Genomic DNA, 25,715 nt, shown 5'->3' with positions numbered 1-25,715 from the left:
GGCTCCGTCGCACCTCGCCGGTGATGTGCCGTGCCGGCGGTCCACGCCATTGAGCAGGAATTGATGCCCGTTCAACCTTTTGCGGAACTGGTAAGTTTCGCCCGCAACAACTCGCCTTTCTACCGTGAGCTCTATGCCCGGCTTCCCGAGCAGGTGACGCGCCTCACGGATCTTCCGGTGGTACCCCAGGCCGATTTCTGGCGGGCCAATTCGCCCCGTGACAACCGGCTGCTGACCGCCCCGCTGGACGAAGCGGTCGTCTTCCGCAGCGGCGGGACCACCGGGTCGCCGAAGTTCTCCTACTACACCCGCACGGAATGGCGGGAGTTCACCACCGCATTCGGTGCCGGGCTCGTCCGTGCGGGACTGCGGCCCGGTCACCGGGTGGCGGACCTCTTCTACGCGGGCGACCTGTACGCCAGCTTCAGCTTCGTCCTCGACTCGCTGCACCGCTCCCCCGTGGCCAACGTCCGCCTGCCCATCGGCGGCGCGGCACCCTGGGAGTCCACCGCGGCGACCCTGGAGGAGTTCCGGGTCCAGGTGGTCGCCGGTACTCCGACCACGCTGTGCTCGCTCGCCGAGCGCCTCAGCTGCGCCGGCCGGACACTGCCGGACGTGGAGCTGCTGTTCTTCGGCGGGGAATGCCTTTTCGGCGATCAACTCCCGCTGCTGCGGGCGGCGTTCCCGAACGCCCGGCCTCGCTCCCTCGGGTATGCGAGCGTGGACGCCGGACTCCTCGGAGAGGCCGTGCCCGGTGATGACCCGCGCGTGCACAGGGCGTTCACGCCGTACACGGTGGTCGAGATCCTCTGCGACGAGACCGACCGTCCCGTCGAGGCGAACGCCGTGCCGGGGCGGCTCGTCGTCACCGACCTGCGCAGGCGGCTCATGCCGGTGCTCCGGTATCCGGCGGGCGACCGGGCCGAGTGGGTCGACCGGGACGCCGGTGTCTTCCGCATCCTCGGCCGCGCGGAGGAGGGCGTGCGGGTCGGTCCCGTCTCCCTGTACACCGAGGACGTCCATCACGTCGTCGAAGCCGCCGACGCCTCGGGCGAGGTGACCGGGCTGCAGCTCGTCGTGCGGCGGTGGGACGGCCGCGACGGGCTGGTGCTGCGGCTCGCGGTCGCCGACCCGGGCAAGGACCATGCCCGGCTGGGCGAGTCCGTCGTGGCCGCGCTGCTCGCGCAACGCCCCCTCTACGCGACCGCGACCGCCGCCGGGCACGTGAACCCGCTGACCGTCGAATGGGTGCGGCACCGGGACCTCGCGGTCAACTCCCGCTCGGGCAAGCTCATCCGCGTCATCGACGAACGGCCGCACTCGTGAGCCCGGCACCCGCGCAGATACGACGTCTGCCCCTCGTCCTGCGCAATGCGTCCTTCGGCCGGGTCTGGACCGGTCAGCTCCTCACCCAGGCGGCGAGCAGGATGTTCCAGGTCGGCGCGGTCTGGTGGCTCGTCGGCTTCGCCGGCGGCGCGCACCGCGGCCTCGCCTCGGGCCTGTTCCTGATGGTGAGCACCCTGCCCGCGGTCGCGCTCGCTCCGGTGGTCGCGCGCATCGTCGACCGATGCGCGCACCGCACGGTGCTGGCCGGCGCGGCGGCCGTGGCGGGGGCGGTGGCCGGCACGGCGGCCGTCGTGGCGTACGCCGGACTGCTGCCCGTGGCCGCCACCTACGCGGTCGGGCTGGCGCTGGCCGCCTGTCAGGCGGTGTTCGATCCGTGCCTGACCACTTCGGTGCCGGAACTCGTCGAGGACGCCGACATCGAGTCGGCCACCGGATTCGAGCTGTCCACCCAGTCCGTCGCCGGGCTGTGCGGCGGGCTGCTCGGTCCGCTCGTCGTCGACGCGGGCTCACTGCCCGCCGTCGTCGCCGCGTGCGCTGCCGCGTACCTGCTGGCCGCCCTGCTGGTCGGCTCCGCCCGCTTCCCGAGGACCGGGGCCGGGCACGCGGACACGGACGAGGCGTCTCCGAGGCGGCGCACGCTGCGCCAGGTCCTGGCCGGTCTGCCGTTCATCCGCCGGGTGCTGGTGTGTTTCGCCGCCGCCAACGTCTTCACCACCGCTGTCTACGTCGTGATGCCGCTGTACACCCGGGAGGTGCTGCACGCGACCGGCTCGACCGTGGCCTCCCTGGAGGCGGCCCTCGGCGCGGGGACCCTGGTCGGCTCCTTCAGCGGCGGGCGGCTGCCCGGCCGTCCGGTTGCCGTGGGCAGTGTCTGCCTCGCGGTCATGGCCGCGGCCCTCGGCCTTCCGGGGCTGCTCGCCGGGCATGCGGCGGCGGTCGTCTCGATGGCCGTCGCCGGGTGGTGCGTCGGTGTGATCGGCGTGCGGTTCGTCGCACTGTTCCAGCGACTGGTGCCCGCCGCCGACAAGCCGGGGTTCTTCGCGGTCATGCAGGCGCTGCTGGGTGCCACCTTCCCCGTCTCCTCGCTCGTCTTCGGGGCACTGGGCGACCATCTGGCGGCCCGCACGCTCTGCCTGGTCCAGGGCGCGGGTCTGGTCCCGGTGACACTGGCGCTGTGGTGGCTGGGCCGCCGGTCCGACGCCGAAGCCCGGCGGACGCCCGTCGCGCAGGAGCCGGCGGGGGCGGCGTCGTGACCGCCGTCCTCTCCCCCGCCTCCGCCCAGGACATCGCCGAACTGCGGCAGTTGTACTTCGAGGTGTACGGGCACGGTTATCCGGTGCCGCTCGGCAGCGACCCGGTGGTCATGCGCCGGCTGATCACCGACGGCACCGCGCACTGGCTGACCGCCCGCACCGCCGGCGGCGCCCTGGTGGGCTCGGCCGTCGTGGTGACCGAACCGGGCAGCCGCATCGGCAAGCTCGTCGGCCTCGCGGTGCACCCCGGGCATCGCGGCGGCGGGCTCGCCTCCCGGCTGACCGGGGCGGTCTGCGCCGAGGCCTTCGCCACAGGCGGCCTCGACTCGGTGTACGCCACCGTCCGCCTGGTCACCGAAGGACCGCAGCACGTCGTCGTACGCAACGGCTTCCGGCCGCTCGGCCTGCTGCCGAACGCCGTCGAGGTCGAGGGGTGCGAGACCCTCGCGCTGTTCGCCCGCTACGCCGACGGGGTGCTGGAACACCGCGAACCGGTGGCGAGCGTGCCCGAACGGCTGTCGCCGCTGATGTCCGCCGTATCCGCCGGCGTCGGCATCGACTACGCCGGCACCCGGCACGTCCCCTCCCGCCGCACGGTGGGCACGGCCTCCGGTGCCGAGCCGATCGAGCTGATCACCGCCCCGGCCTTCGTGCGGCGCCGCTTCCTGGAGCTGTTCCCGGAGCCCGACGACCGCTTCTTCCCGCTGCACACGCCCACCGCGCTCCTGGTCGCCGCCGACGGCAGCTTCGAGGCGTACGCCGACCTCGACGCCGTGGCGGGCAGCTGTGCGCTCGTCGCCGTCCATCCGCGTCCGGCCGCGGTGGCCGGCGCCCTGGAAGCGCTGATGGCCGCGGTCACCCGGGCCGGCGCGGACTACGCCGAGGCGCTGCTGCCGCTGGCCGACGCCGAGGCCCTGGAGGTGTTCCTCGCCTCGGGGTTCGTACCCAGCGCGGTCTACCCGGCGATGCGCCGCATCCACGACCGCCTCCACGACTACGTGGTGCTGTCGCGGACCAGCCGTCAGATCGACTTCCGCACCACCGCCGTCAGTCCGCTGCTCCAGCCGTACCTCGGCGCCTACCTGAGTGCCTGGACCGCCACCTATCTGCCCCTTCACGAGGTGTCCCGATGAAACCCCATCTCGCTCCCGTCGAGGTTCCCGACCCGGCGGCGCTGGCCCATGTGCAGCAGCTGTGCGACCTGGCCGAGCCGTACGCGCACGGCCCCGCCGCGGACGAGTTGTTCGCCGCCGCCATGGCGGAGACCAACGCCTGGCACGCCCGCCGCTCCCCGTTCTTCGCCGCCCTGCTCCAGGACCCGGCCGAGACGCCCGCGCCCTCCGTCGGCGACGGGGTGCGCACCCCGCTGGTGCCCGCCGCCTTCTTCAAGCGCCATGAGGTGCTCTCGATCCCGCGCGAGGAGGTGTTCCTGCATCTGACCTCCTCGGGCACCACGGGCCAGAAGTCGCAGATGTTCTTCGACGCGTGGACCATCCGCTCGGCCCAGCGCATGGTGGCCCGGATCTTCGACCACTACGGCTGGATCACCCCCGAACAGCCGGTCAACTATCTGCTGTACAGCTACGAGCCGGCGCCCGCGCTGAAACTGGGCACGTCGTTCACCGACAACTACCTGTGCGACTTCGCTCCGGCCCGGCACACCACGCACGCCCTGCGGCACACCGGCAGCGGCCACGAGTTCGACGTGCACGGCTGCATCGCGGCGCTCCAGCGCTGTGCCGAGGACGACGTACCGGTCCGCATCCTGGGCTTCCCAGCGTTCCTGTACTTCACCCTGGAGCGGATGCGGGCGATGGGGCTGCCGCCCCTCACCCTGCCCGAGGGGTCGCTGGTGGTGCTCGGCGGCGGGTGGAAGGGCCACGCCGACCGGCAGATCGGCAAGGAGGCGTTCTACGCGGAGGTCACCGACCTGCTCGGCGTGCCCGGGGACCGCGTGCGCGACACCTTCGGCTCGGTCGAGCACTGTGTGCCGTACGTCGAGTGCGCGCACCACCGGCTGCACGTGCCCGTGTGGTCGAGGGCGGCCGTACGCGACACCGGGACGCTGCGCCCGCTGCCGTACGGCGAACGCGGTTTCCTGCACCTGGTCAGTCCCTACATCACCTCCGTGCCCGCACACAGCGTGGTGATGGGCGACCTCGCGTCGCTGCACCCGGGTGAGGAATGCCCCTGCCCGCTGTCCACCGACTGGTTCACCGTGCACGGCCGGGCCGGGGTGAGCCGCAACCGCAGCTGTGCGGTGGCCGCCGCCGAACTGATGAAGGGAATGTCGTGACCGCCTCCGTACTCCACCCCGTGTCCCACCCCGAACTCCACCTGTGGCAGGGGGAGTTCGTCGACGAGGCCGAGGCCGGCCGGCGGCTCGCCGGGCTGCCGGAGCTGGCCGCGCGGGTCCTGACGCGTCCGCTGCCCACCGACGTGGTGCTCGGCGCCTGCGCCGCGGTCGGCCGCGACCTGGCCGATCCCGCCTCCGCCCTGTACGGCCGCCTCGCCGGGCAGCTGCCCGCCGACGACGCCGCGGCCGTTCTGGCCGAACTGGCCGGCGCGCTCACCCGGGAGGCGCTGGAGCGCAAGCTGCGGCGGGAACTGGGCGGCCTGCGCCCGGAGCGGCTGACCCGGCCGGACGCCCGCGAGACGGTGTACGAGGCCTGGGCGCCCGTCGGCCTGCTGGTGCACATCGCGCCGGGCAACGCCGCGGCCGTGGCACCGCTGAGCGTCGTGGAGGGACTGCTGGCGGGCAACGTGAACGTGCTCAAGACCAGCAGCTCCGACTCGCGCCTCGCCCTCGACCTGCTCGCCGCGATCGGTGCGGCCGATCCCTCCGGACTCATGGCCGAACGGATCATCGCCCTGCGCTTCCCGTCCTCGCGCCGCGCGTGGCTGGAGGCGCTGTGCGGGCAGGCCGACGCCATCGCGGTGTGGGGCGGCGAGGACGCGGTGCGCGCGGCGGGCGAACTGGCGCCGCCCGGCTGCCGGGTGGTCGAGTGGGGCCACCGCATCTCCTTCGCCTACCTGACCCTGCGGGCCGCGTCCGGCGACGGTGTCCTCGACGCGCTCGCCGAGGACGTCTGCCGGCTCGAACAGCAGGCGTGTTCCAGCCCGCAGGTGGTCTACCTCGACACCGACGACAGCGAGGAGCTGTACGCCTTCGCCGGACGGTTCGCCGAGCGGCTCGCGAAGGTGTCCGCGGCACGGCCGGTGTCCGCCCCGCCCGGCACGGCCGAGCAGGCGGAGATCACCACCGTGCAGCAGCTCGCCCGGCTCGAACAACACCTGGGCCTGACCCGCGTGTTCTGCGCCGAGGACGGCTCCTGGCGGGTGCTGGCCGACACCCGGCCCGCGCTCGACGCCTCCCCGCTGTACCGCACCATCTGGGTGAAGCCCCTGCCCCGGCACGCGGTCACCGCGACCCTGCGCCCCATGCGCCGCTATCTGCAGACCGCGGCGGTCGGAGGCGACCGCGCGGACGTGGCCGCGCTGTCCCGCGCGCTGTTCGCGGCGGGCGTCACCCGTGTCACCCCGGTCGGCTCCATGCTGGACGGCTACGAGGGCGAACCGCACGACGGCGTCTACGCGTTGCAGCGCTACAGCCGCCGGGTGAGCGTGCGCGCCGCGGACGCCGCCTTCGGTACGGTGGCCTGCCTGGACGACCTGGTGGCGGCGCCGGTGCTGCCCCCCGCGCCGCACGCACCGCTGCTCGGCAAGGAGGGCGTACAGCACGCGCTCGCCGCCCTGGACCCACGCCATGCGCACCTGCACTTCCGCAGCGGGGGCTCCACGGGCGCGCCCGCGCTGTCGGTGTTCACCTGCGACGACTACGACAACCAGATGCGTGCCGCGGCGGACGGACTGCTCACCGCGGGCTTCGACCCGGCCCGCGACCGGGCGGCCAACCTGTTCTACTGCGGCGGGATGTACGGCAGCTTCATCAGCTTCTTCTCCATCCTGGAGCGGCTGAACGCCACCCAGTTCCCGATCGCGGCAGGCCCCGACCACGCCTCGGTGGCCGAGGCACTGGTCACCCACCGGGCGGACACCGTCTTCGGCATGCCGTCCTACCTGTGGCAGCTGTTCCACGCCGAGGCGGACCGGCTGAGCGCCTACGGCGGCATCCGCAAGGTCTTCTACGGCGGCGAGCACTTCACCGCCGAACAACGCCGGGTGCTCACCGAGGAGTTCGGAGTGGAGGTGATCCGTTCCGCGGCGTACGGCAGCACCGATCTGGGACCGCTGGGCTACCAGTGCGCGTCCTGCGACGGCTCGGTCCATCATGTGCTGACCGACCTGCACACGCTGGAGATCCTCGACCCGCACGAGGACCGGCCGGTGGCGCCGGGCGAGCCCGGACGGCTGGTGTTCACGTCCCTGGCGCGGTCCGGTCAGCGGCTGGAGCGCTATGAGATCGGTGACATGGGGCGGGCGGTGCAGGGGCCGTGTGCATGCGGCAGCCACGTGCCTCGGCTGGAACTGCTCGGGCGCTACGGCGACGTCGTCCGTGTGGGCACGTACTTCGTCAACTACCGGCGCATCGTCCGGGTGCTGGAGGAACGGCTCGGCTACCACGGCGAGGTACAGCTGGAGGTGGCCCCGGATGCCGACCGGGAGCGGCTGACGGTCCGGCTCGACGAGCAGTACGCGCCCGGTCCCGAGGTCGCCCTGGCCGCTCTCACCGCCGAGGTGGCGGAGCTCGCCTCGGCACGGACAGAGGGGCTGTTGTCCCTCGCCGTACGGACCGCCCGGCGGGAGGAGTTCGAGCGCACCCCGACCAGCGGCAAACTGCGCACGGTCATCGACCTGCGCTAGGGCGTGCCAGACCCCGCGACGCCGGGATGATCCAAACGACACCCCCTGGCAGCGACGCCTGCGGGCGGCGGCGCTCCGTGCTGCCGCCCGCGGCGCTGCTGCCGTACCCCGGCGTGCGGAGCGGGCGGTCAGCCGGCCGACGAGGCTCCGCCGAGCCGGCTGAGCCGGGCAGCCGCGGTGATGGTGGCATGGATGTAGCGCTGCGGGGCTTCCGGCATGACGTCGACGGGCTTGAGCAGCAGGACAGCTCCCCAGATCGCACCGTCCCAGATGACGGGAGCGGCAACGGAGTTCCACTTCGCCATGCACTCCTCGCGTCCCAGTGCGTATCCCTGGTCACGGATGTCGGCGAGTGAGGCGAGAAGTTCGTCGCCGTCCCGGATGACGCCGGGGCCCGCCTCCTGCGGGACCGGGTCGGCGGCGACGCGCTCCTGGATCTGCGCGGGCAGATAGGCGAGGATCGTCCGGCCCGAGGCACCGGTGCGCAGCGACCGTGTGACGGAGAGGACGTCGCGCGGTGTCATGCCGAGTTCCACGAGGTCGGAATCGCCCACCGCCATGTCCAGGCACTGCCTGCCGGCTATGCCGAAGGGGGCTCTCATGTACAGGAAGACCAGCCCGCTGTCGGTCGCCTCCCGCAGGCCCCGCAGCACATGGGTGGCCTCGTCACCGGAGAGTTTGTCCTCGGAGAGCGCGTGGAGCCCCAGGTCGGCGACCGTGCTGCCGAGCTGGTACAGGCCCCGGTCGACCCGGACGAAGGTGCTGTTGTAGGTGCCGGCGGTCAGCATGCGGCCGGTGGTGGAGTCGTCGAGGTCGGCGGCCTTGGCGATCGCGGACAACCGGTGGGCACCGGGTCCCAGAGTGATGAACGCCTGCTGCACTCGCATGAAACGGTCGGCGTAACCGGTGCCGCTTCCGCGCTGCCCACTCATCAGCCGTACCCCCTTCGTCCCGCCCGCGTGCCCGTCGGTGGGAACGCAGCCGGCACCAAGACTATGGGTTGACCGTATCGAGGCTGAACTTGCCCATGCCGGCCCGCTTGTTGAGCATGTTGTGCGCCTTGGCCGCGTCGGCCAGCGGGAACGTGCCACCGCTGACGATCCTGAGCGTGCCGTTGCCGACAGCGTCGAAGAGCTGCCTCATGGACGCCGTCAGCGGGAGCGTCCGGTCGGTGTACAGGTGGGGAAGCCAGAACCCGGCGGCGGTGATCGACTTCTGGAGCAGGGTGTGCACGGGGACGTCGGCGAGCTGCCCGCCGGCGAAGCCGTACACGGCGAGTCGGCCGCGCGGCGCCAGCACGTCGAGGGTCTGCTGCAGCGTCTTGCCGCCGGTCATCTCCAGCGCAGCGTGCACGGGGCCTCCTGCCGCGTCGAGGATCCGTTCCGCCAGGCCGTCCGCGTCGGAGGAGTCGACGGCCGCCACCGCACCGAGTTCCAGGGCCAGCCGGCGCTTCTCCGCCGTGCCGGCAAGAGCCACCACGCGGGCGCCCGCCCGTTGCGCCAGTTGGACGGCCAGCGAGCCCACGCCTCCGGCCGCGGCGGGAATGACGACCGTCTCCCCCTTGGTGATCCTGGCGACCGTGAAGAGGAGGTGGTACGCACTGTTCCCCTGCAGAGCCAGCGGCACCGCCTGTTCGTCGGTGATGCCGTCCGGGATCTCCCAGTGCAGCCTGCGGTGCACGGCGGCCTTCTCCGCGTAGCCGCCGCCCTGCGTCAGCGCCACGACACGCCTGCCGTCCGGTGTGGTGCCGACGACCTCGTTGCCGGGGATGTACGGCAGTCCGACCGGCGCGAGGTAGGTATTTCCCCGCACATGGACATCGGCGTAATTGACACCCGCGAGCCTCACATCCAGGAGGATCTGTCCACGCGCGGGTTCGGGATCGGGAGCCTCTTCCAGTCGCAGAACCTCGGGTCCGCCGAATTCCCTCATGACAATCGCGCGCACGGTACTCCTATCGACACGGGCCGGATGCGTACGCCGACAGGCTAGGGCATCCGCGTACCGGTTCCGACCCGGGAACCGTGCCTCATACATATTTCTCACGAGCCGAGAAAGGGCCCCCTATTTCTCGCTCCACGAGAAGATTTAATGTCGAACTTCTCGTGAGGTGAGAAAGGGAAGGGAAGAGTTGCGTTCGTCCTTTCGATAGGGACATAGTGATGCCGCCCTCCTTGCTGCCGCGCACGTTCCTGACGGGGGATGCGACGGAACGGCCGGCAGCACGGGGGAGGAGGGCAACTCATCGTCCGGTCAGGTGCCGCTGCAACCAGTCGGCGGCGGCACGCCGGAAGAGCCGCCGGTTGTCGGCACGCAGAAAGTCGTGCCCCTCCTCGCGCAGCGTGAGCAGCTCGGCGGTCAGACCACGTTCACGTGCCGCCCGCACGAACTGTTCCGACTCCCCTGGCGGCACATTGGTGTCGTGTTCACCGTGCACGGCGAGAATCGGCGCGCGCAGCGCGTCGATGCGGCTCATCGGTGACAGGGCGTGCAGCAGTTCACGGTCGGCCACCGGGTGACCGTATTTGTTGGCCGCCGACTGGGCGATCCAGGGTTCGGTGCCCTCGAAGAATGTCGCGAAGTCGGACATGCCGCACACCGCCACGCCGGTGCGGAAAAGCTCCGGGTGCCAGACCAGAGAGGCGAACGTGAGATAGCCGCCGTACGAGCGGCCCATGACCGCCAGCCGGGCGGGATCGGCCGGGCCGGCCAGAACCGCGTGGGCGGCGCAGTCCGCCACGTCGTCGATCGCCGCGAACCGGCCCCTCCCCAGATCCGCGTCGACGAACGACCTGCCGTATCCGGACGACCCGCGCACGTCGGGCGCGAAGACGTCCAGTCCTCTGCCCAGGATCTCGTGGTAGAGCGGGTCGAGGACGGGGCGCTCCTGGTCCTCGGGTCCGCCGTGCAGATGGATGACGCAGGGCGCCGGCTCCCCGGGGCCGCGCCCCGGAGCACGGTAGTACCAGCCGTTCAGCGGCAGCCCGTCCCGTGCGGTCGGACGGCGGTGGGCCGGTCGTACGGGCGGGCGGCCCGGGGGAACGGCGTCCTCGTCCCGTGACGACCACGGGGTGCGCACCGAGGTCACACCCTCGGGGAGCCACCAGATGCCGGGGCGCCGCCGGGACCCCGACAGGGCCAGCAGCAGCTGGGGGCCGGCGTCCACGATGCGGGTGACCACCTCGTGGGGCAGGGGCACGGGCCGGGACGGACCGGTGGCGGGCCCGGCCGTACCGGACGCGTCCGTGTCGAGGACCTCGACCTCGCTCATGCCCCGGACGTTCCAGGCCAGTACGGCGGAACTGCCGTCGTGGACGCAGCGCAGCAGCTCCAGGTCGCAGTCCTCGCGCGAGGCCCCGACGGACCAACTGCGCGGCCGCCCTTCCGGGTCGAGTCCGGCGGCGAGGAGGACCGCGAACTCCCGGTGGGCGTTGCTGCGCAGCCACAGGGTGTCCGCGCGGGGTGAGAAGCTGCCGATCCACGGGTCGCCGTCGGCCACCGGCACCACACAGGTCGTCACGTGGTCGAAGGTGCGCAGCACGACGGCCTCACGCCGCCCGCGGGGCCCCCGGCGCAGCAGCGCCAGTCCGCCGTCCCGGCTGACATCGCACACGCGCAGCGTCGCCGCGTCCTGCTCGGTGGCGAGCAGGACGGGGGCGGCCACGCCGTCGGGGTCGATGAGATAGGCCGACAGCCCGTCGCCGAAGCCGGCCGCGGGGGCGATGTGCGCCTCGCCCGGAGCACCCCGCTCGCGCGTGTCGACAGTGACGTGGGGCGACGGCACTCCGAGCCCGGCGTCCGTGGGGTGTGCTGCACCGAGGAGTTCCGCATCGCCCATCCGGCGCTGCCAGTGCTCCGGCAGGCGACCGGCTGCCGGACCGGGGCCCTCCGGACCGGGCTCGGCCATGGTGTCCAGGGCGGGTACGGCGGTGGGCACCGCGACGGTGACCGCGACCGCCGATCCGTCGTGCGCCCAGCAGCCCAGGTGGGCGGAGCTGCCCGGCTCGGCTCCGGCCAGGATGTGCCGGTCGGTGCCGTCGGGACGTACGCACAGCACCCTCATGTGCTCGCCACCGCCGGGGGCCACCGTGTAGGCGATCCAGCGGCCGTCGGGCGACCAGGACACCTCCCGGACCGGGTCCGGTCCGTCGTCGAGCAGACGTATCGCGTCGCCGTCGACGGGGCCCGCCCAGAGCTGGGGTACACCGCCGCGGTCGCAGATGAAGGCGACCTGTGTTCCGGCCGGGTCGGCCGAGGGGTACCAGCAGCCGTGCGCGATGAGCCGCGTCGTCGCGTCCCGCGGCCCGGAGGAGTCCGGCAGGGGGATGCGGGCGGGCGCGGCGAAGGCGGTGCCGTGGCCGTCCGGGGCCGGCGGAGGTGAGTCGGCGGTCAGGCGCGCGGCGGCAGGCCGCTCGGCAGTGGGCCGGTCCGTGCCCGGCGTGCGCCCCGTGAGGGGATCGGTGGTCAGATTCCGTGCGTCTGCAGCCATATCTCCAGCAAAGCCACTTGCCACAGCGCGTTCGCTCCGCGCTTGGTGCGGTGTCGGTCGGGGGCCGCCAGCAGTTCGGCGACGTAGGAGTCCTGGAACAGCCCGCGCCGCTTCGCCTCCGGGGCGTTCAGTGCCTCACGCGCCCTCTCCAGGACGGGTCCGGCCAGGTGGGTGATCGCCGGGACCGGGAAGTAGCCCTTGGGGCGGTCGACCACCTCCAGGGGCAGCAGTTTGCGGCCGCCCTCCTTGAGGACGCCCTTGCCGCCGTCGGCCAGCTTCAGCTCCGGCGGGCAGGCGGCCGCCAGCTCCACCAGCTCGTGGTCCAGGAACGGCACCCGGGCCTCCAGGCCCGAGTCCATGGTCATGTTGTCGACCCGCTTGACCGGATCGTCGACCAGCATGACATGGGTGTCGAGCCGCAGGGCGGCGTCCAGCGCGGTCTCGGCTCCCGGCACCGCCATGTGCTCCCGGACGAACCGGCCGGATACGTCGTCCGGCGGCAGCATGTGCGGCTGCAGCATGGCGGCGAGGTCGGCGTGCGGCCGGTCGAAGTACGTCTCGGCATACCTGTCCGGTTCCTCCTCGCGGGCCGCGGAGGCGAGGCGCGGATACCAGTGGTAGCCAGCGAAGACCTCGTCGGCGCCCTGCCCGCTCTGGACGACCTTCACGTCCCTGGCCACCTGCTCGGACAGCAGATGGAACGCGACCACGTCGTGGCTCATCATCGGCTCGCTCATCGCCAGGACGGCCGCGTCCAGGGCCGTCGACACCCGCTGCGAGGGAACCACCAGCTGATGGTGATCGGTGGCGAACTCCCTGGCGACCAGGTCGGAGTACCGGAACTCGTCCCCCTCGTCGCCGCCTTCCGACTCGAAGCCCACGCTGAACGTCGCCAGGTCCCGCTGTCCCTCGTCGGCCAGCAGTGCCACGATCAGGCTGGAATCCAGCCCTCCCGAGAGCAGGACACCGACCGGCACGTCAGCGACCATGCGGCGGCGTACGGCGGTCCGCAGGGCGTCCAGCACCGTGTCCCGCCACTCGGCGGGGCCCATACCGGCGTGCTCGGGGCGGCGTGTGTAGGACGGCTGCCAGTAGCAGTGCTCCTCATAGGTGCCGTCCGGCTCGACGGTCCGCACGGTGGCCGGGGGGAGCTTGCGCACCCCGGCCAGAACGGTGCGGGGTGCGGCGACGGTCGCGTGCCAGCTGAGGTACTGGTGCACGGCGGCCGGGTCCAGTGAGGTGTCGACGTCCCCGGCCGCGAGCAGGGCGGGCAGCGTCGAGGCGAAGCGCAGCCGTCCGGGGGTCTCTGCCAGGTACAGGGGCTTGATGCCGAGCCGGTCGCGCACCAGGACCAGCCGGCCGGTCCGGTGCTCGACGAGGGCGAAGGCGAACATGCCGTAGAAACGGTCGACGCAGGCGGTCCCCCACTGCTGGTACGCCTTGAGGACCACCTCGGTGTCGGAAGTGGACCGGAACCGGTGGCCGAGGGCCTTGAGCTCCGCGCGCAACTCCTCGTAGTTGTAGATGCACCCGTTGAAGACGCCGGTGAGCTCCTGCTGGTCGTCGGTCATCGGCTGCGCCCCGTGCTCGGAGAGATCGATGATCTTGAGTCTGCGGTGCCCGAGGGCCACCGCGTCCCGCGCCCAGATCCCGTGGCCGTCGGGACCGCGCGCGGCGAGCCGTTCATTCATGCGCTCGACGGCCGCCAGGTCGGGCCGCGTGCCGTCGAAGCGCATCTCCCCGCTCAGACCGCACATCCGCGACCACCTCCCCGCTGCGCGTGCAGGTCGCGCGGGTTGCGCGGCGGTGCCGTGAGCAGGGGCCCGCCCGTCGGTGTGCCGGTCGGTATGTGGTCGTGACTGGTGGACACGGTGCTGTTTCCTTCGCGACGAGAGCGGACAGGGAACAAGGCGGCTGAACTCGTTGGTCGCGCCTCAGCAGCCGGCGATGCGTGCCGGGCGGGCCCCGGAGGCTTCGGCAGCGGGCCGCCCCGGGGAGGCGACGTGCCGGGCGGGGCCGGCACCGGGCCGCGGAGGCGGGTGGTCCTCGCCTCTGGTCTCCGCGATCGCCACATCCGTGCAGGCCAGCAGGTCCTCCTGCACGGCCGTGCGGCGCAGGCGGTGGGCGGCGCTGCCGGCCGCGAGCGCCCTCTCGGCAAGCTCTCGGACCGTGTGCCAGTCGCCGGCGGACTCCAGCGCGGGGCGCGCCCGTAGCAGCAGGCTGCGGACGACCTGGGCCGCGGGCGCCTCGTGCCGGCTTCCGGGATCGATCAGGGTCCCTTCCAGGCCCGACCGTGCGGCCCGCCAGGAAGCGGCACGCAGCCACTCGTGCCGGACGGCACAGGCGGGGACGTCCGTGGTGCCCAGCCGCTCATGGGCATCGGTCACCAGCGCGCGGAAGAGTGCGGCGATCAGCACGACCGTTTCCGCGCGGGGACAGGCGTCGCAGATGCGCAGTTCAAGGGTCGGCTGGTGGGCGGAGGGCCGGATGTCGTAGTAGATCATTCCCGGGTCGCTGATGACGCCGGAGTCGACGAGGCACTGCACGGCTGCGTCGTACTCGGCGGCGTCGGCGAAGCACCCCGGCGGCCCCGAGGTGGGCCAGCGCTGCCACACCATGGTCCGCCAGCTGGCATAGCCGGTGTCGGCACCCAGCCAGAAGGGCGAGCTGGCGGACAGGGCCAGCAGCACGTGCAGCCACGGCGACACCTCGCACATGACGCGTACCGCGAGGTCACGGTCGGGGGCGTCGACATGGACGTGGGTCCCGCAGATCAGTTGCTCGTCCGCGATCATGCGGTACTCGTCGACCATACGGCGGTAGCGGTGGCCGGGGGTGGGACGGATGTCCGCCGTGCGGGCCAGTGGCACCGTTCCGGCGGCCACCACGGCCAGCCCGTGAGCGGTCGCGGCGGCGTCGAGCCGGCGCCTGGTGCGGATGACATCGCCGTACAGGCCGTCCAAAGACGTGTGCACCTCACTGTTCGACTCCACCGTCGCCTGCTGCAACTCGGTCGTGAAGGTCCGCTCGGGCAGCTCTTCCAGCACGGTGTCGGCTCGGGGCACGAGCAGACCCGTCTCCACCTCGACGATGTGGAACTCCTCTTCCACTCCGATGCGAAGGGTCACGGCACTCCTCGGATGACGGGCGGGCACCCGCCCCACCGGTCCACCGGCGGCGGGCTGTGCACCTCCGACTTCCCACCCAGCCCATTACTAAGCAAGGGGTGCTCTATCGAGGCATGGGCATCACAGATGAGCGGGGGGCTCCGCAAGGCGGCCGGTGTGCGGTCGGCCCTGAGTACGCGTACTCAGGCAGCACCAGCTGCGCACCGACACAATCGTCGCCATGAACAGATCTTCGACGGGTGGCATGGCATGGACATGCATATGAGCCTGCGGCGCGCGATGGTACCCGCACTGCTCGGAGCCCTGCTGCTCACGCTGCTGCTGTGGTGGGCGGGAGCGAGCGCGCCGGCACTGCAACTGCGCGGCGCCACCAACGTGTTCGACGTCCAGTCGGCGGGCGAACTCCGGCGTTGGCTCACGCCCTGGTCGTACGATCCCGCGACGGCGCTGCTCTACGACGGGCCCGCGGGCGCCGGTTCGACCGGGGACGCCGCCGTGAGCGCGGGCACCCAGTACGCCGATCTGTACCGTACCGCGATGCAGATCAGGTTCGTGACGGTCTTCCTCGTCTTCCTGGCGGGCGCGCTGCTCGTGATCCGCAGGATTCCACCGACGCAGGGACGTACGCCGGCCACTCTGCTCGCACTGTGGGCCTGGGGCCCGGTGGCCGGAACGCTGGCCGTGACGGCCTCCGCGCCGTGGCTGATCGCGTCCCGGGGGCACGGCAGCTACAGGATCCTGCCGCAGCTTGCGGGGGTGATCGCATCGAGCGGGCCGGTCGTGGTGGCCGCAGCGCTGTTGACCGCCGTGCTCACGGTGCTCGTGGCGCGTGTCGGCGCGAGGGCTGCGGACCCGCTGCCCCGGCGGAGTGTGCCGCCGCGTGTCGCCCGCCTGGCCGCGAGCGCCGGGACCGCGGTGATCGCACTGTCGCTGGTGGTCCTGTCGTACGGATCGGTGGCGGCCGGGATCCAGACGGCGTTCAGCGGTGCAGGACTGCTGTCCGAGCCCGGCGACCTGCTGCGGCAGTGGCTGCTGCTCGGCGCCTGGACGGGCCCGTCGACCACGCCGCTCGGTCACTGGCTGCTGTACCGGGCCGCTGATGTGGTCATGCTGGCGGTGGTGTGGTGGGCACTGCGCCTGCTGCCCGGCCTGCTCACCCGGATGACGGTGCCGGCGATGACGGTGGGTGCGGTCTGCGCGACCGTGCTGGGACTGCTGGCGAGCCAAGTGCTGCACATGACGATGGACGACACTGTCGGCGTGTGGGGACCTGTGCATCTGTTCTCCGGGCTCGGCGACGGCGTCCCGGCCGCACTCACCTTCGGTACGGCGGCGGGGACGGCGGCCCTGGCGACACTGCGGCTGGCCGGGGGCCAGGACGCCGGCCCATCACCCCGGTGAGGAACGGGGGTTGCCCCGTCGGCACGCCGATCGCCTTTCTCCGCCTCTGACTTCGGCCGGGCCGCCACCGTCCCCCGCACAAGACCTCGTCCACGGCGCCTGGCAGTGGCTGCTCGCGCAGGCATCGCCCCCCACAGCGGGTGCACCCTGTGATGTCTCAGGTTCACGCGCGGGCTCGTGTGCTCTTCACTGATGGCGAGAAGACAGCAACTCGACCTCACGGGGGTACACATGCACAGCAGGAAGCACATCCTGGCAGCCGGCCTGGCCACGGCGGTCTCCGCCGTGGCCCTCTCCGTCGCCGGTGTGGCGGTTCCGGCCGAGGCCGCTGCTCAGGGGACCGTCGACTGCGACGGCTGGGTGCACAACAACGATCCGAACGTCGGCATCGCGGGCTGCGAGAACAACACCGACCACGCCATCACGTTCCGGGCCGAGATCGTCTGCGGCTGGGCCCCGGACGTCTCCGGCAACTGGGTGACGCTGAACCCGGGACAGTACGGCGAGTCCACGGGTTCCTGCGCGTTCTACAGCACGGGGGTCGGCAGCGTGGGCTGGACCATCCAGTGACGCCCAGGTGTCGGGGCGCCGTCAGTCAGCACTGGGGGGCCGCTGCTTCACCGTACCGTCCACGTCAGTGAGGTGGTCGCCTCGGCCCGGACCGCAGGGTCACGTATGGCCGTCGTGTCGTCGGTGACGGTCGCCGTGACCTTGTGGCCGTGGCCCCGGACGCCCAGTTGGTGCGGCGTCACCGACAGGTCGCCCGTGGCCGACGGTACCTGCCTGCCGTCGACGTACCAGGTCAGTTCCGGGTCGGCGAGGCCGGTCAGCGGCGCGAGGCACACCGTGATCCGGCGCTTTTGCCCGATGGGCCGGGATGTCGGGAGGGAGGAGGTCAGCGCGTCCGCGTCGGCGTAGAAGCCGGCGATCATCGTCTCCCGGCCGACGACGCTGAACTCGGTCGAGGCCAGGGAGCGCATGAGGGACGTCTCGGTCGGGCGGTAGACGCCCGCCTCGTAGTAGCCCCCGCCCTCGTACGTGCCCACGACCGAACCGGTCGGGTCCTGGGCCCCGAGCCAGCGGTACCACTTCGTCGTACCCAGGTCGCGGTGGAGGGTGAGGTTGGCGGTGGCCGGTTCCTCGGCGGAGGGATATGTGCCGTAGCCCGCGTATTGGTACTCGTCGGCCAAGTGGCCTATGGAGTGGCCGAGTTCGTGGGCGCCTATGAGGTACGACCTGTCGTTGTCGGACGACATCGTCGCCACCCCGTGGAAGGTGGAGCCCGACGGCAGGTCGGCGGCGGAGTAGCCCGCACCGCCGTACTTGGCGGAGTGGGCGATGACGAAGACGATGTCGGCGTCCGGTGCCAGGCCGGCGTACTGAGCGACCTCGTCGGTGTCGACGCACAGGAGGCGTTCGATGCCGTCGCAGAAGAAGGAGGAGCCCAGCGCGGTGTCCTTCACGACGTCGGCCGCCGGGTCGCCGGAGACGCCGGACTCGTGGGAGACGGCGTTGACCAACCAGACGTTGAACAGGCCCCGGTAGCTCCGGTACGGCTCGACACCAAAGATCGCGTCCAGCTTCGCCTCGGCGTCGGCGGCGAACTCGCCCTGTTCGTCGGCTGTGTAGCCGTCGCCCATCACCACCAGATCGAGCCGCCCGGACACCGGTCCCGTGCGCTGGAGTGCTGTCACCGCCGGGATGGTGCCTGTCAGGCCCGGCGCGGGGCGGGCGGTCCGGTCGAGGGCGCTCGCCGGGACGGTCACCTGGCGGGGCTCGGCCCGGGGTCCGGGGAAGTACTCGACGTGCTGAGTGCGAACCGAGGGGGCGGCCGCCTCGGCCGCCCCTGAGTTCACTCCGCCGACCAGCGCCGCCGCGGCGGCAAGGACAGCCACGGCAGCGGTGGTCCAGCGCATACGCGCTCTTGCGGGATGCGGCACGGCAACCCTCACTTAAGTATCCAGTTAAGTAGATTTAATGGCGCGCTTAATGTAGAGGCCCGTGCTTCAACCGGCAAGCGTTTCTTCATGGTTGACGCGTCGCCGGGGTCGTCTCATACGCGCCGAGGGCTCTGCTCAGGAGAGTTGCCGGCCAGGCCCGCCCGTTCCCGGATCGCCGTCCGCGCCGGTGTCCGCCGGAACGACCTGCTCCGTCCAGATGATCTTGCCGGTCGCCGTGTAGCGAGTGCCCCACCGGTGGGCCAGCTGGGCCACGATCAGCAGGCCCCGCCCTCCCTCGTCGGTGGTCCGTGCATGGCGCAGGCGCGGTGAGGTACTGCTGGCGTCGGAGACCTCGCAGATCAGGGCACGGTCCCGGATCAGGCGGAGACAGACCGGTCCGGCCGCATGACGGATGGCATTGGTGACCAGTTCGCTGACGATGAGCTCCGTGGTGAACGTCAGATCGGGCATGCCCCACTCCGTCAGCTGCCGGGCGGCGAGGCTGCGGGCGTGCGCGACGGCTGCCGGATCGCTGGGCAGGTCCCAGGAGACGACCCGGTCGCGGGCAAGCACCCGGGTCCGGGACAGGAGCAGGGCCGCGTCGTCGGACGGCGGAGCGGTCAGCAGATCGTCGATCACCGTGCGGCCGGTCTCCTCCAGCGTCGGCCGGGGCACCGCAAGGGCGGCACGCAGCCGGGAGAGTCCGGCGTCGATGTCCCGGTCGAAGGACTGGATGAGGCCGTCGGTGTAGAGCGCGATGAGGCTGCCCTCGGCCAGCTCCAGCTCGACGGACTGGAAGGGGAGGTAGCCGAGGCCGAGTGGTGGTCCGGCGGGCAGATCCAGGATGTCGGCACCGCCGCCCGGGCCGACGATCACCGGCGGGAGGTGACCTGCCCGGGCCAGGGTGCACCGCCTGCTGACCGGGTCGTAGACGGCGTACAGGCAGGTGGCACCCATGAACGCGGTGCCCGCGGCCTCATCCTGGGTCGCTGCCGAGGCGTCGCCGCCGTGCGCCCCCATGAGGCCGATGACCAGGTCGTCCAGATGGGCCAGCAATTCGTCCGGGGAGAGATCGAGATTGGCGAGCGTACGCACCGCGGTGCGCAGACGCCCCATCGTCGCCGCGGCGTTGATGCCGTGCCCGGCCACGTCCCCGACGACCAGCGCGACCCGGGCTCCGGACAGCGGAATCACGTCGAACCAGTCGCCACCCACCCCACTGGGGACATCCGCCGGGAGATACCAGGACGCCACCGCCAGCGCGGAGCCTCCCGTCAGTTCCTGCGGCAGCAGATAACGCTGCATGGAACGGGCCGCGGTGCGCTCGCGGGTGAAACGACGCGCGTTGTCGATGCACACCGCCGCGCGGGAGACGAGTTCCTCGGCGAGACGTACGTCGTCGTCCTCGAAGGGGCCCCGCCGCCGGGACCGGGCGAACGTCGCCGCGCCCAGGGTGACGCCACGTGCCCGCACCGGGAGCACCATCACCGAGCGGAAGTCGAAGTCGCGGAAGGAGGCACCCAGCGATTCGTCCTCGGTCACCCACGGGCTGGCGTCGCGGTCCAGGATCCGTTCCACCAGGGTCCTGCTCTCCAGCAGACAGCGGGTCACGGGCGACGAGGCGGCACGCCGGACCGTTTCGCCCACGTTCAGACTCGCCTCGGGACAGCCCTCGCGCACCGACTGCTGTCCGGCCCGCCGGATGACGGGCGACATGCCGACCGGCCCGGGCGCCGGTTCCTCGCCCCTCATGACCGAGTCCAGCAGGTCCACGGCGACGAAGTCGGCGACGGACGGCACGGCGTCGTCGGCCAGTTCCTGGGCGGTCCGCGTCACGTCCAGGGTGCTGCCGATGCGGGTGGCGGCGTCGTTGAGCAGGGCCAGTCGTTCCTGGGCCCGCCAGCGTTCGGTGACGTCGATGACCATGTACCAGACACCGACGTTCCGGCCGTGGCGGTCCTTCATCGCGAAGAAGGACGCCGAGATCGCACGGCCGGCGTCGGGGTCCGTGCCACCGAAGCCGCGGTATTCGAAGTCCATCACCGGGGCGCCGGTCTCCAGGACCCCGCGCATCTTCTCCTCGAAGGCCGCGGCCTCCGTCTCCGGCAGCACGTCCGCCATCCGCCGGCCCAGCCGCCGTTCGAGGGGGATCCGGCGGTCCAGGGTTTCGTTCACCCAGACGTACCGCAGGTCCGTGTCGAGGACGGCGATGCCGACCGGCGCGTGGGCGAGGAAGGGCGTGAGCGTCAGCTGGCTCACCCCGCCGCCCGGCATCCGCCAGAAGGCCCGTTTGGGAGGCCGGCCGACGAACCTGCCGAAGACCAGTGCGGCGACCGTGGCGGTCAGGACGCCCGGGACCATTTCATAGATGCCCGACTCGAAGGGACCGAGCAGCGGATTGATCTTCTTCCACAGCAGCACCGTGGTCGCGCCCGAGATGATCCCGGCCATGGCTCCCGCCCAGGTCATGCGCGGCCAGTACAGCGAGAGAAGGACGACCGGTCCGAACGCGGCACCGAAGCCCGCCCAGGCGTAGGCGACGATGCCCAGCAGCCCGCCGCCCCTGAGCGCGATCGCGAAGGCCACCAGAATCACGGCGACGACGGCGGCGCGACCGGCCCAGACCAGTGTCCTGTCCGAGGCGTGCCGGTTGAGGAACGCGCGGTAGAAATCCTCGGTGAGAGCGACCGACGACACAAGGAGCTGGCTGTCCGCGGTCGAGATGATCGCGGCCAGTACGGCGATCAGCATCACGCCGGCACCCCAGGGATTGAACAGGGTCCGGCTGAGAGTGAGGTACACCGTCTGCGGGTCGTGCAGCGGCGTGCCGGTCCGGGCGATGCCCACCAGGCCGACGAGGGTGGCGCCGGCGAGTACGACGATGACCCATCCGGTTTCCAGACGGCGGGCCGCGGGGATGGCGTCGGTGCTGCGGATGCCCATGAAACGGGCGAGGATGTGGGGCTGGCCGAAGTAACCGAGCCCCCAGGCGAGCAGCGAGACGATCGCGACGGCACCGAGCGGCCCGCCGGCCGACCACCGCCCGTCCGCGAAGTCGACCTTGGCACCCATGTCCAGCAGGCCGGGGGTCTTGCTGTCGAGGGCGTCGCGCAGTGCCCCGAACCCGCCGAGCGCCCCGATGCCGACGACGGGGAGCACGAGCAGGGCGAGGAACATCAGCGTGGCCTGCAGCACGTGCGTCAGACTCACGGCGAGGAAGCCGCCCAGGCACGAGTAGACGACGATCACCAGGGCGGTCAGGGTCACCCCGAGCCCGAAGCTGACTCCGAAGATGTGCCCGAACAGTACGCCTCCGGCCACCAGCCCGCTGGCGACGTAGACGGTGAAGAACAGGAGGGTGACCGCCGCCGAGACCATCCGGAGCATCCGGGTGCGGTCCTCGAACCGCTCCTCCAGATAGGCCGACAGGCTCACGGCGTTTCCGGCGCGCTCGGTGTAGGTGCGCAGCCTCGGCGCGACGAACAGCCAGTTGAGGTACGTACCGATGACCAGACCGGCCGCGATCCAGCTGGCGCCGACACCGGCCGCGTACACCGCTCCTGGAAGAGCGAGGAAGAGCCAGCCGGACATGTCGCTGGCTCCGGCGGACAGGGCGGCGACGAACGCGCTGAGCCTGCGGCCCCCCAGGGCGAAGTCGGCGAAGGTGTGAGTGCGGCTGTAGGCCCAGAAGCCTGTTGCGATCATGACGGCCACATACAGAAGGAATGTGGCCACGATCGGCGCACTCAAGTCGATCATGTCGTCCTCGCCTGCGAGGTTCCCGAGCATGGGCGCGACCGTCGCATGCCTGACAGCCGCGACTCTTCATATACAAATGTACAGATTCCGGCCACCGCCGGCCGACAGCTCCGTCCGGGTCGGACGTGCTCAGGACTGGGCTCGGGCGATGAGCAGCGCGACGTCGTCCTCACCCCCGGGCGAGCGCAGGGTTTCCAGGATGCGGTCGCAGGTGTCCTCCAGATCGTGGCCGCGTGTCGCCGTGAAGGCGTCGAGGAGGGAGTGCAGCCGACTGTCGATGGGTTCACTCCGGGTTTCGACCAGGCCATCGGTGTAGAGGGCCAGCTCGTCGCCGGGGCGGAAGGGGATGGTGGTGGCCTCGAAGGGCACTCCGCCGACCCCCAGCGGTGCACCGGTGGGGAGGTCGAGAAGCTGCGCCGCGTGGCCGACACGCATCAGGGCCGGGGGCAGGTGGCCGGCGAGGCAGATCTCGCACTGTCCCCGGTGGGGGTCGTAGACGCAGTAGATGCAGGTGGTGATGGTCTGCTCGACACCTTCGGTCAGGTGATCGAGGTGACGCAGGGCCTCGGCGGGGGCGAGGGCGAGTTCGGCGAAGGCGCGGGCAGCGCTGCGGAGTTGGCCCATGGTGGCGGCGGCTTTGATGCCGCTGCCCATGACGTCCCCGACGACCAGGGCGGTTCTGTCACCCCGGAGAGGTATGGCGTCGTACCAGTCACCGCCGATCTCGCTGGTGACGCCGGCGGGCTGGTATCGGCAGGCGACCTCCAGACCGGGCAGGCGCGACGGGGGGTCGGGCAGCAGGCTGCGCTGGAGAGTGAGGGCCGCTTGGCGCTGGGCCTGGTATCCGCGGGCGTTGTCGATGCACACTGCGGCCCGGGCGGCCAGCTCCCAGGCCAGGAGCGCGTCGTCGTCGTCGAAGGGTGCGGGGTTGCGGGTGCGTTTGAGGTCCAGGGCACCGAGGACTTCGCCCCGGGCCATGAGCGGTACGGCCAGGTAGGAGTGAACGCCGGCCGCCGCGAGCAGGGCCGCGGCCTCGCCGTGTCGGGCGATGCGCTCCAGATCCCGAGGGGTGGTGTGGGGCACCAGGACCGGCTCCCGGGTGCGTACGCACTGGGTGATCAGGCGGTCTCCGGCGTAGGAGGCGCGTCCCCCTGGCGGGTCGGCCGCGCGGACCGCCTCGGTGGCGTGGGCCGCATGAACGGCAAGGGCGCGGAAGAGGGCCGGCCCCTCGTGTGGCGCCATCCGGCCGTCGAGGGCGCTGTCGAGTACGTCCACGGCTGCCACATCGGCCAGGTCCGGCACCACTACGTCGGCAAGCTCTCGTGCGGTCGTTTCCAGATCGAGGGTGGTACCCACGCAGGCGGATGCCCTGGCGATCAGTGTCAGCCGTTGCCGGGCCTGTGCCGCCTCGGCAGCGGCTTGATGCCGCTCGGTGACGTCGATGACGGAATAGGCCAGACCCAGCACCCGCCCGGCGGAATCCTCCAGCCGGTAGTACGAGACGGACCAGGCGTGCTCGTGCTCCGGATCGTTGGGGGGCCGGCAGACGATGTCCCGGTCCACCACCGACTCGCCCGTCTCCAGGACACGCCGCAGACGGGCCTCGGGGTTCGTGTCCAGGAAACTCAGGACTTCGCCGGCCGACCGGCCCAGACGCTCGGCGGCGGACTGACCGGTGATGCGTTCGAGAGCAGGATTGACGGCCAGGTACCGCAGGTCGGGGTCGAGGATGGCCAGCCCGACCGGGGACTGGGACACCAGACGCATGGCCAGGGCGGCATCTCGCTCGACCCGCTCCACGGCGGCCTGGTCCGCGGCAAGGCCCAGGGCGTAGACGTCACCGAGCTCGTCCAGCAGCCGCATGTTGCGGAACTCCACCAGACGGGTGCTGCCGTCCTTGTGCCGGATCGGGAACGCCCCGGCCCAGTCGGTGCCGGATTCCATCACCTCGGCGAACAGCTTGATCACCGCGTCCCGGTGTTCCTCGTGGACCGTCAGCCGAGCCGCGTCCCGACCCAGCGCTTCCGCCGCGGTGTAGCCGAAGAGTTCCTCGGCCTTCGGACTCCAGAAGACCACCTGACCCTGCGCATTCAGGACCACCGCGGCGACGCTGAGCAGATCGAGCAGGCCGCTGGGCGGCGCGGCGGAAGCGGCCGCTGACCGGCCGTCGCCTGCTCGGGAGGAGTCCGTCGTGCCCATGCCTCATTTTCCTTCCCGCTCGGCGCCTTGCTCGTACGCCGTACCGGCGGGCGTGCTGCCTTCATCCATCGTCGGCCCAGACCGGGGCAGCACACACCTGGACCGAGGACTGAGACACCGGGACTCACCTACGCGGAGCCCTCTGCGGAGCCCTCTTGAACCGCGGGGCGCCTGCAGCGGACGGCGACGGCCGCGATGTCGTCGTCGAGCCGTCCGCCGCTGTAATGGAGCAGGTCTTGGTGCAGCCGGTCCAGCAGCTCACGGGGCGCTGCCGAGCCGAGCTGCCGCATCCACTCCGGCAGCGGGAAGAACGCGCCGGCGCGGTCCCGGGTCTCCGTCACTCCGTCGGTGTAGAGCAGCATCTGGTCGCCCGAGGCGAAGGCGACGGTGTCGACGTTGTAGTCGTCCCCGAGGAGCGCCGCGAGATTGAGGGGCGGAGAGGGGACGGTGGGGTCCAGGACGCACACCTCTCCGCTGCGCATCAGCAGGGGCGGGGGGTGGCCACAGTTCAGGATCTTCACATGCCCACTGCCGTACGGGATCTCGGCGATCAGAGCGGTGGCGAAGTGCTCGGGCTGATCCGGGTCGAGGAGCGCGACGCTGTAGCGGCACATGCTGGTCTCCAGGCGATGGATGATGCCCCTCAGGTCGGGCTGGTCGTACGCGTTCTCCCTGAAGCAGTTGATCACCGCCGAGGCCGCCCCCACCGCCGACAGGCCTTTGCCGCGCACGTCACCGATGAGCAGCCGGACCCCGTACGGCGTGTCCGCCACCTCGTAGAAGTCGCCTCCGATCCGGGCCTGCTCCTGGGCCGCGAGATACAGCGACTCGATGTCGACGTCCTGGACGCGGCGCGGCAGCGGGCGCAGCAGCACCTGCTGCGCCGCGTCGGCGACCAGCCGGATCTGAAAGAGGGTCTCCTCCCGCTGGAGCCGGAGGTGGCTCGTGTAGGCGGCCGCCAACGTGACCGCGACGATCGCAGCCGCCGTGTAGGGCGTCCCCAGATCGGAGTAGACGAGGCTGAGCCCGATCATGGCCAGCAGGCAGAACGCCCCCAGCACGATCGTCGGCAGCACGGGCCACATCGCGGCGGCGAGAGCGGGAGCGGCGGGCAGGAGACGGCTGAAGGCGATCTCCCGGGGGGTGGCGAAAGCCAGGCCGGTGATGAGAACGGTCAGAACCACAGGGGACAGCAGTACGGTTTCGCGTCGGCCACCGTACGGAGGGCGGTGGCGCCGAGGCCGTCCTGTCCTGATCACAAAAGATATCCTATCGGGGCATAACGGGCTTCGGTGGTCGGCGGAGCGGAGGGCGCCGAGTAGGCGCGCGAACGACGAACCGACCGCCTCCCGCAGAGCGGCGCCGAGCCTGTACG

General features: G+C 71.5%; 16 protein-coding genes. 7 read left to right on the top strand and 9 right to left on the bottom strand.

Features of this window, described 5'->3' with window-relative positions; all coding sequences use genetic code 11:
• Positions 1-63: 63 nt before the first annotated feature.
• From ACZ41I_RS06305 to ACZ41I_RS06285, 5 genes are read left to right on the top strand one after another with little or no spacing between them, the layout of a single operon-like run.
• On the top strand, positions 64-1,326 hold the full coding sequence (locus ACZ41I_RS06305; protein ID WP_468513311.1) for a phenylacetate--CoA ligase family protein: 1,263 nt from the start codon (positions 64-66) through the stop codon (positions 1,324-1,326).
• Positions 1,323-2,600: an MFS transporter gene (locus ACZ41I_RS06300; protein ID WP_468513310.1), complete on the top strand. Its 1,278-nt coding sequence runs from the start codon at positions 1,323-1,325 to the stop codon at positions 2,598-2,600. Before ACZ41I_RS06305 ends, ACZ41I_RS06300 begins: the two co-directional genes overlap by 4 nt.
• A complete protein-coding gene (locus tag ACZ41I_RS06295; RefSeq protein WP_399762770.1) occupies positions 2,597-3,733 on the top strand; it encodes a GNAT family N-acetyltransferase in 1,137 nt (378 codons plus the stop codon). The genes ACZ41I_RS06300 and ACZ41I_RS06295 overlap by 4 nt, the downstream gene beginning before the upstream one ends.
• Complete coding sequence (locus ACZ41I_RS06290) at positions 3,730-4,896, top strand: LuxE/PaaK family acyltransferase (protein WP_468513309.1); 1,167 nt, start codon at positions 3,730-3,732, stop codon at positions 4,894-4,896. Before ACZ41I_RS06295 ends, ACZ41I_RS06290 begins: the two co-directional genes overlap by 4 nt.
• Positions 4,893-7,424, top strand: a complete 2,532-nt coding sequence (locus tag ACZ41I_RS06285; protein ID WP_468513308.1) for an acyl-CoA reductase — start codon at positions 4,893-4,895, stop codon at positions 7,422-7,424. Before ACZ41I_RS06290 ends, ACZ41I_RS06285 begins: the two co-directional genes overlap by 4 nt.
• Before the next feature lie 128 nt (positions 7,425-7,552).
• Here ACZ41I_RS06285 and ACZ41I_RS06280 read toward each other — a convergent pair whose 3' ends face one another.
• The 5 genes from ACZ41I_RS06280 to ACZ41I_RS06260 form a co-directional block, all read right to left on the bottom strand.
• Positions 7,553-8,356 carry an IclR family transcriptional regulator domain-containing protein gene (locus tag ACZ41I_RS06280; protein WP_399762776.1) on the bottom strand — a complete coding sequence of 268 codons (804 nt, stop codon included), beginning with the start codon at positions 8,354-8,356 and terminating at the stop codon, positions 7,553-7,555.
• Between the two features lie 61 nt (positions 8,357-8,417).
• Positions 8,418-9,371: a quinone oxidoreductase family protein gene (locus ACZ41I_RS06275; protein ID WP_468513307.1), complete on the bottom strand. Its 954-nt coding sequence runs from the start codon at positions 9,369-9,371 to the stop codon at positions 8,418-8,420.
• A 295-nt stretch (positions 9,372-9,666) separates the two neighbouring features.
• Positions 9,667-11,913, bottom strand: a complete 2,247-nt coding sequence (locus ACZ41I_RS06270; protein ID WP_468513306.1) for a S9 family peptidase — start codon at positions 11,911-11,913, stop codon at positions 9,667-9,669.
• Positions 11,889-13,670 (bottom strand): N-acetylglutaminylglutamine amidotransferase, encoded by a 1,782-nt coding sequence (locus ACZ41I_RS06265; RefSeq protein ID WP_468513305.1) that lies wholly within the window; start codon positions 13,668-13,670, stop codon positions 11,889-11,891. Before ACZ41I_RS06265 ends, ACZ41I_RS06270 begins: the two co-directional genes overlap by 25 nt.
• Positions 13,671-13,847: 177 nt before the next feature.
• A complete protein-coding gene (locus tag ACZ41I_RS06260) occupies positions 13,848-15,041 on the bottom strand; it encodes a glutamate--cysteine ligase (protein ID WP_399762782.1) in 1,194 nt (397 codons plus the stop codon).
• Between the two features lie 261 nt (positions 15,042-15,302).
• Between ACZ41I_RS06260 and ACZ41I_RS06255 the strand changes: the two genes are divergently transcribed.
• Together ACZ41I_RS06255 and ACZ41I_RS06250 are read left to right on the top strand one after the other, a co-directional pair.
• Positions 15,303-16,442 carry a hypothetical protein gene (locus ACZ41I_RS06255; RefSeq protein ID WP_468513304.1) on the top strand — a complete coding sequence of 380 codons (1,140 nt, stop codon included), beginning with the start codon at positions 15,303-15,305 and terminating at the stop codon, positions 16,440-16,442.
• Positions 16,443-16,673: 231 nt separating this feature from the next.
• Positions 16,674-17,012: a hypothetical protein gene (locus ACZ41I_RS06250; RefSeq protein WP_468513303.1), complete on the top strand. Its 339-nt coding sequence runs from the start codon at positions 16,674-16,676 to the stop codon at positions 17,010-17,012.
• 47 nt (positions 17,013-17,059) lie between these two features.
• Here the strand turns inward: ACZ41I_RS06250 and ACZ41I_RS06245 are convergent, their stop codons facing one another.
• The 4 genes from ACZ41I_RS06245 to ACZ41I_RS06230 all read right to left on the bottom strand — a co-directional run bounded on the left by ACZ41I_RS06245 (position 17,060) and on the right by ACZ41I_RS06230 (position 25,524).
• Positions 17,060-18,358 (bottom strand): M64 family metallopeptidase, encoded by a 1,299-nt coding sequence (locus ACZ41I_RS06245; protein ID WP_468513302.1) that lies wholly within the window; start codon positions 18,356-18,358, stop codon positions 17,060-17,062.
• 159 nt (positions 18,359-18,517) lie between these two features.
• Entirely contained in the window at positions 18,518-22,141 is a 3,624-nt protein-coding gene (putP, locus tag ACZ41I_RS06240; protein WP_468513434.1) for a sodium/proline symporter PutP, read from the bottom strand.
• A 129-nt stretch (positions 22,142-22,270) separates the two neighbouring features.
• Positions 22,271-24,340: a SpoIIE family protein phosphatase gene (locus ACZ41I_RS06235; RefSeq protein ID WP_468513301.1), complete on the bottom strand. Its 2,070-nt coding sequence runs from the start codon at positions 24,338-24,340 to the stop codon at positions 22,271-22,273.
• Between the two features lie 128 nt (positions 24,341-24,468).
• Positions 24,469-25,524 (bottom strand): PP2C family protein-serine/threonine phosphatase, encoded by a 1,056-nt coding sequence (locus ACZ41I_RS06230; protein ID WP_399762790.1) that lies wholly within the window; start codon positions 25,522-25,524, stop codon positions 24,469-24,471.
• Between the last annotated feature and the right edge of the window lie 191 nt (positions 25,525-25,715).

This window comes from Streptomyces sp. NPDC030799 (assembly GCF_055572255.1).
The sequence above is the reverse complement of the archived record's forward strand: the minus strand, read 5'-3'. Positions and strand labels throughout refer to the sequence as shown.

Bases quoted from the DNA above. Each gene is read 5' to 3' on its own strand.
- ACZ41I_RS06290 (WP_468513309.1), top strand. From the start codon at position 3,730: ATGAAACCCCATCTCGCTCCCGTCGAGGTTCCCGACCCGGCGGCGCTG.
- ACZ41I_RS06265 (WP_468513305.1), bottom strand. From the start codon at position 13,670: ATGTGCGGTCTGAGCGGGGAGATGCGCTTCGACGGCACGCGGCCCGAC.
- ACZ41I_RS06270 (WP_468513306.1), bottom strand. From the start codon at position 11,913: ATGGCTGCAGACGCACGGAATCTGACCACCGATCCCCTCACGGGGCGC.
- ACZ41I_RS06245 (WP_468513302.1), bottom strand. From the start codon at position 18,358: ATGCGCTGGACCACCGCTGCCGTGGCTGTCCTTGCCGCCGCGGCGGCG.
- ACZ41I_RS06235 (WP_468513301.1), bottom strand. From the start codon at position 24,340: ATGGGCACGACGGACTCCTCCCGAGCAGGCGACGGCCGGTCAGCGGCC.
- ACZ41I_RS06255 (WP_468513304.1), top strand. From the start codon at position 15,303: ATGAGCCTGCGGCGCGCGATGGTACCCGCACTGCTCGGAGCCCTGCTG.
- ACZ41I_RS06280 (WP_399762776.1), bottom strand. From the start codon at position 8,356: ATGAGTGGGCAGCGCGGAAGCGGCACCGGTTACGCCGACCGTTTCATG.
- ACZ41I_RS06250 (WP_468513303.1), top strand. From the start codon at position 16,674: ATGCACAGCAGGAAGCACATCCTGGCAGCCGGCCTGGCCACGGCGGTC.
- putP (WP_468513434.1), bottom strand. From the start codon at position 22,141: ATGATCGACTTGAGTGCGCCGATCGTGGCCACATTCCTTCTGTATGTG.
- ACZ41I_RS06305 (WP_468513311.1), top strand. From the start codon at position 64: ATGCCCGTTCAACCTTTTGCGGAACTGGTAAGTTTCGCCCGCAACAAC.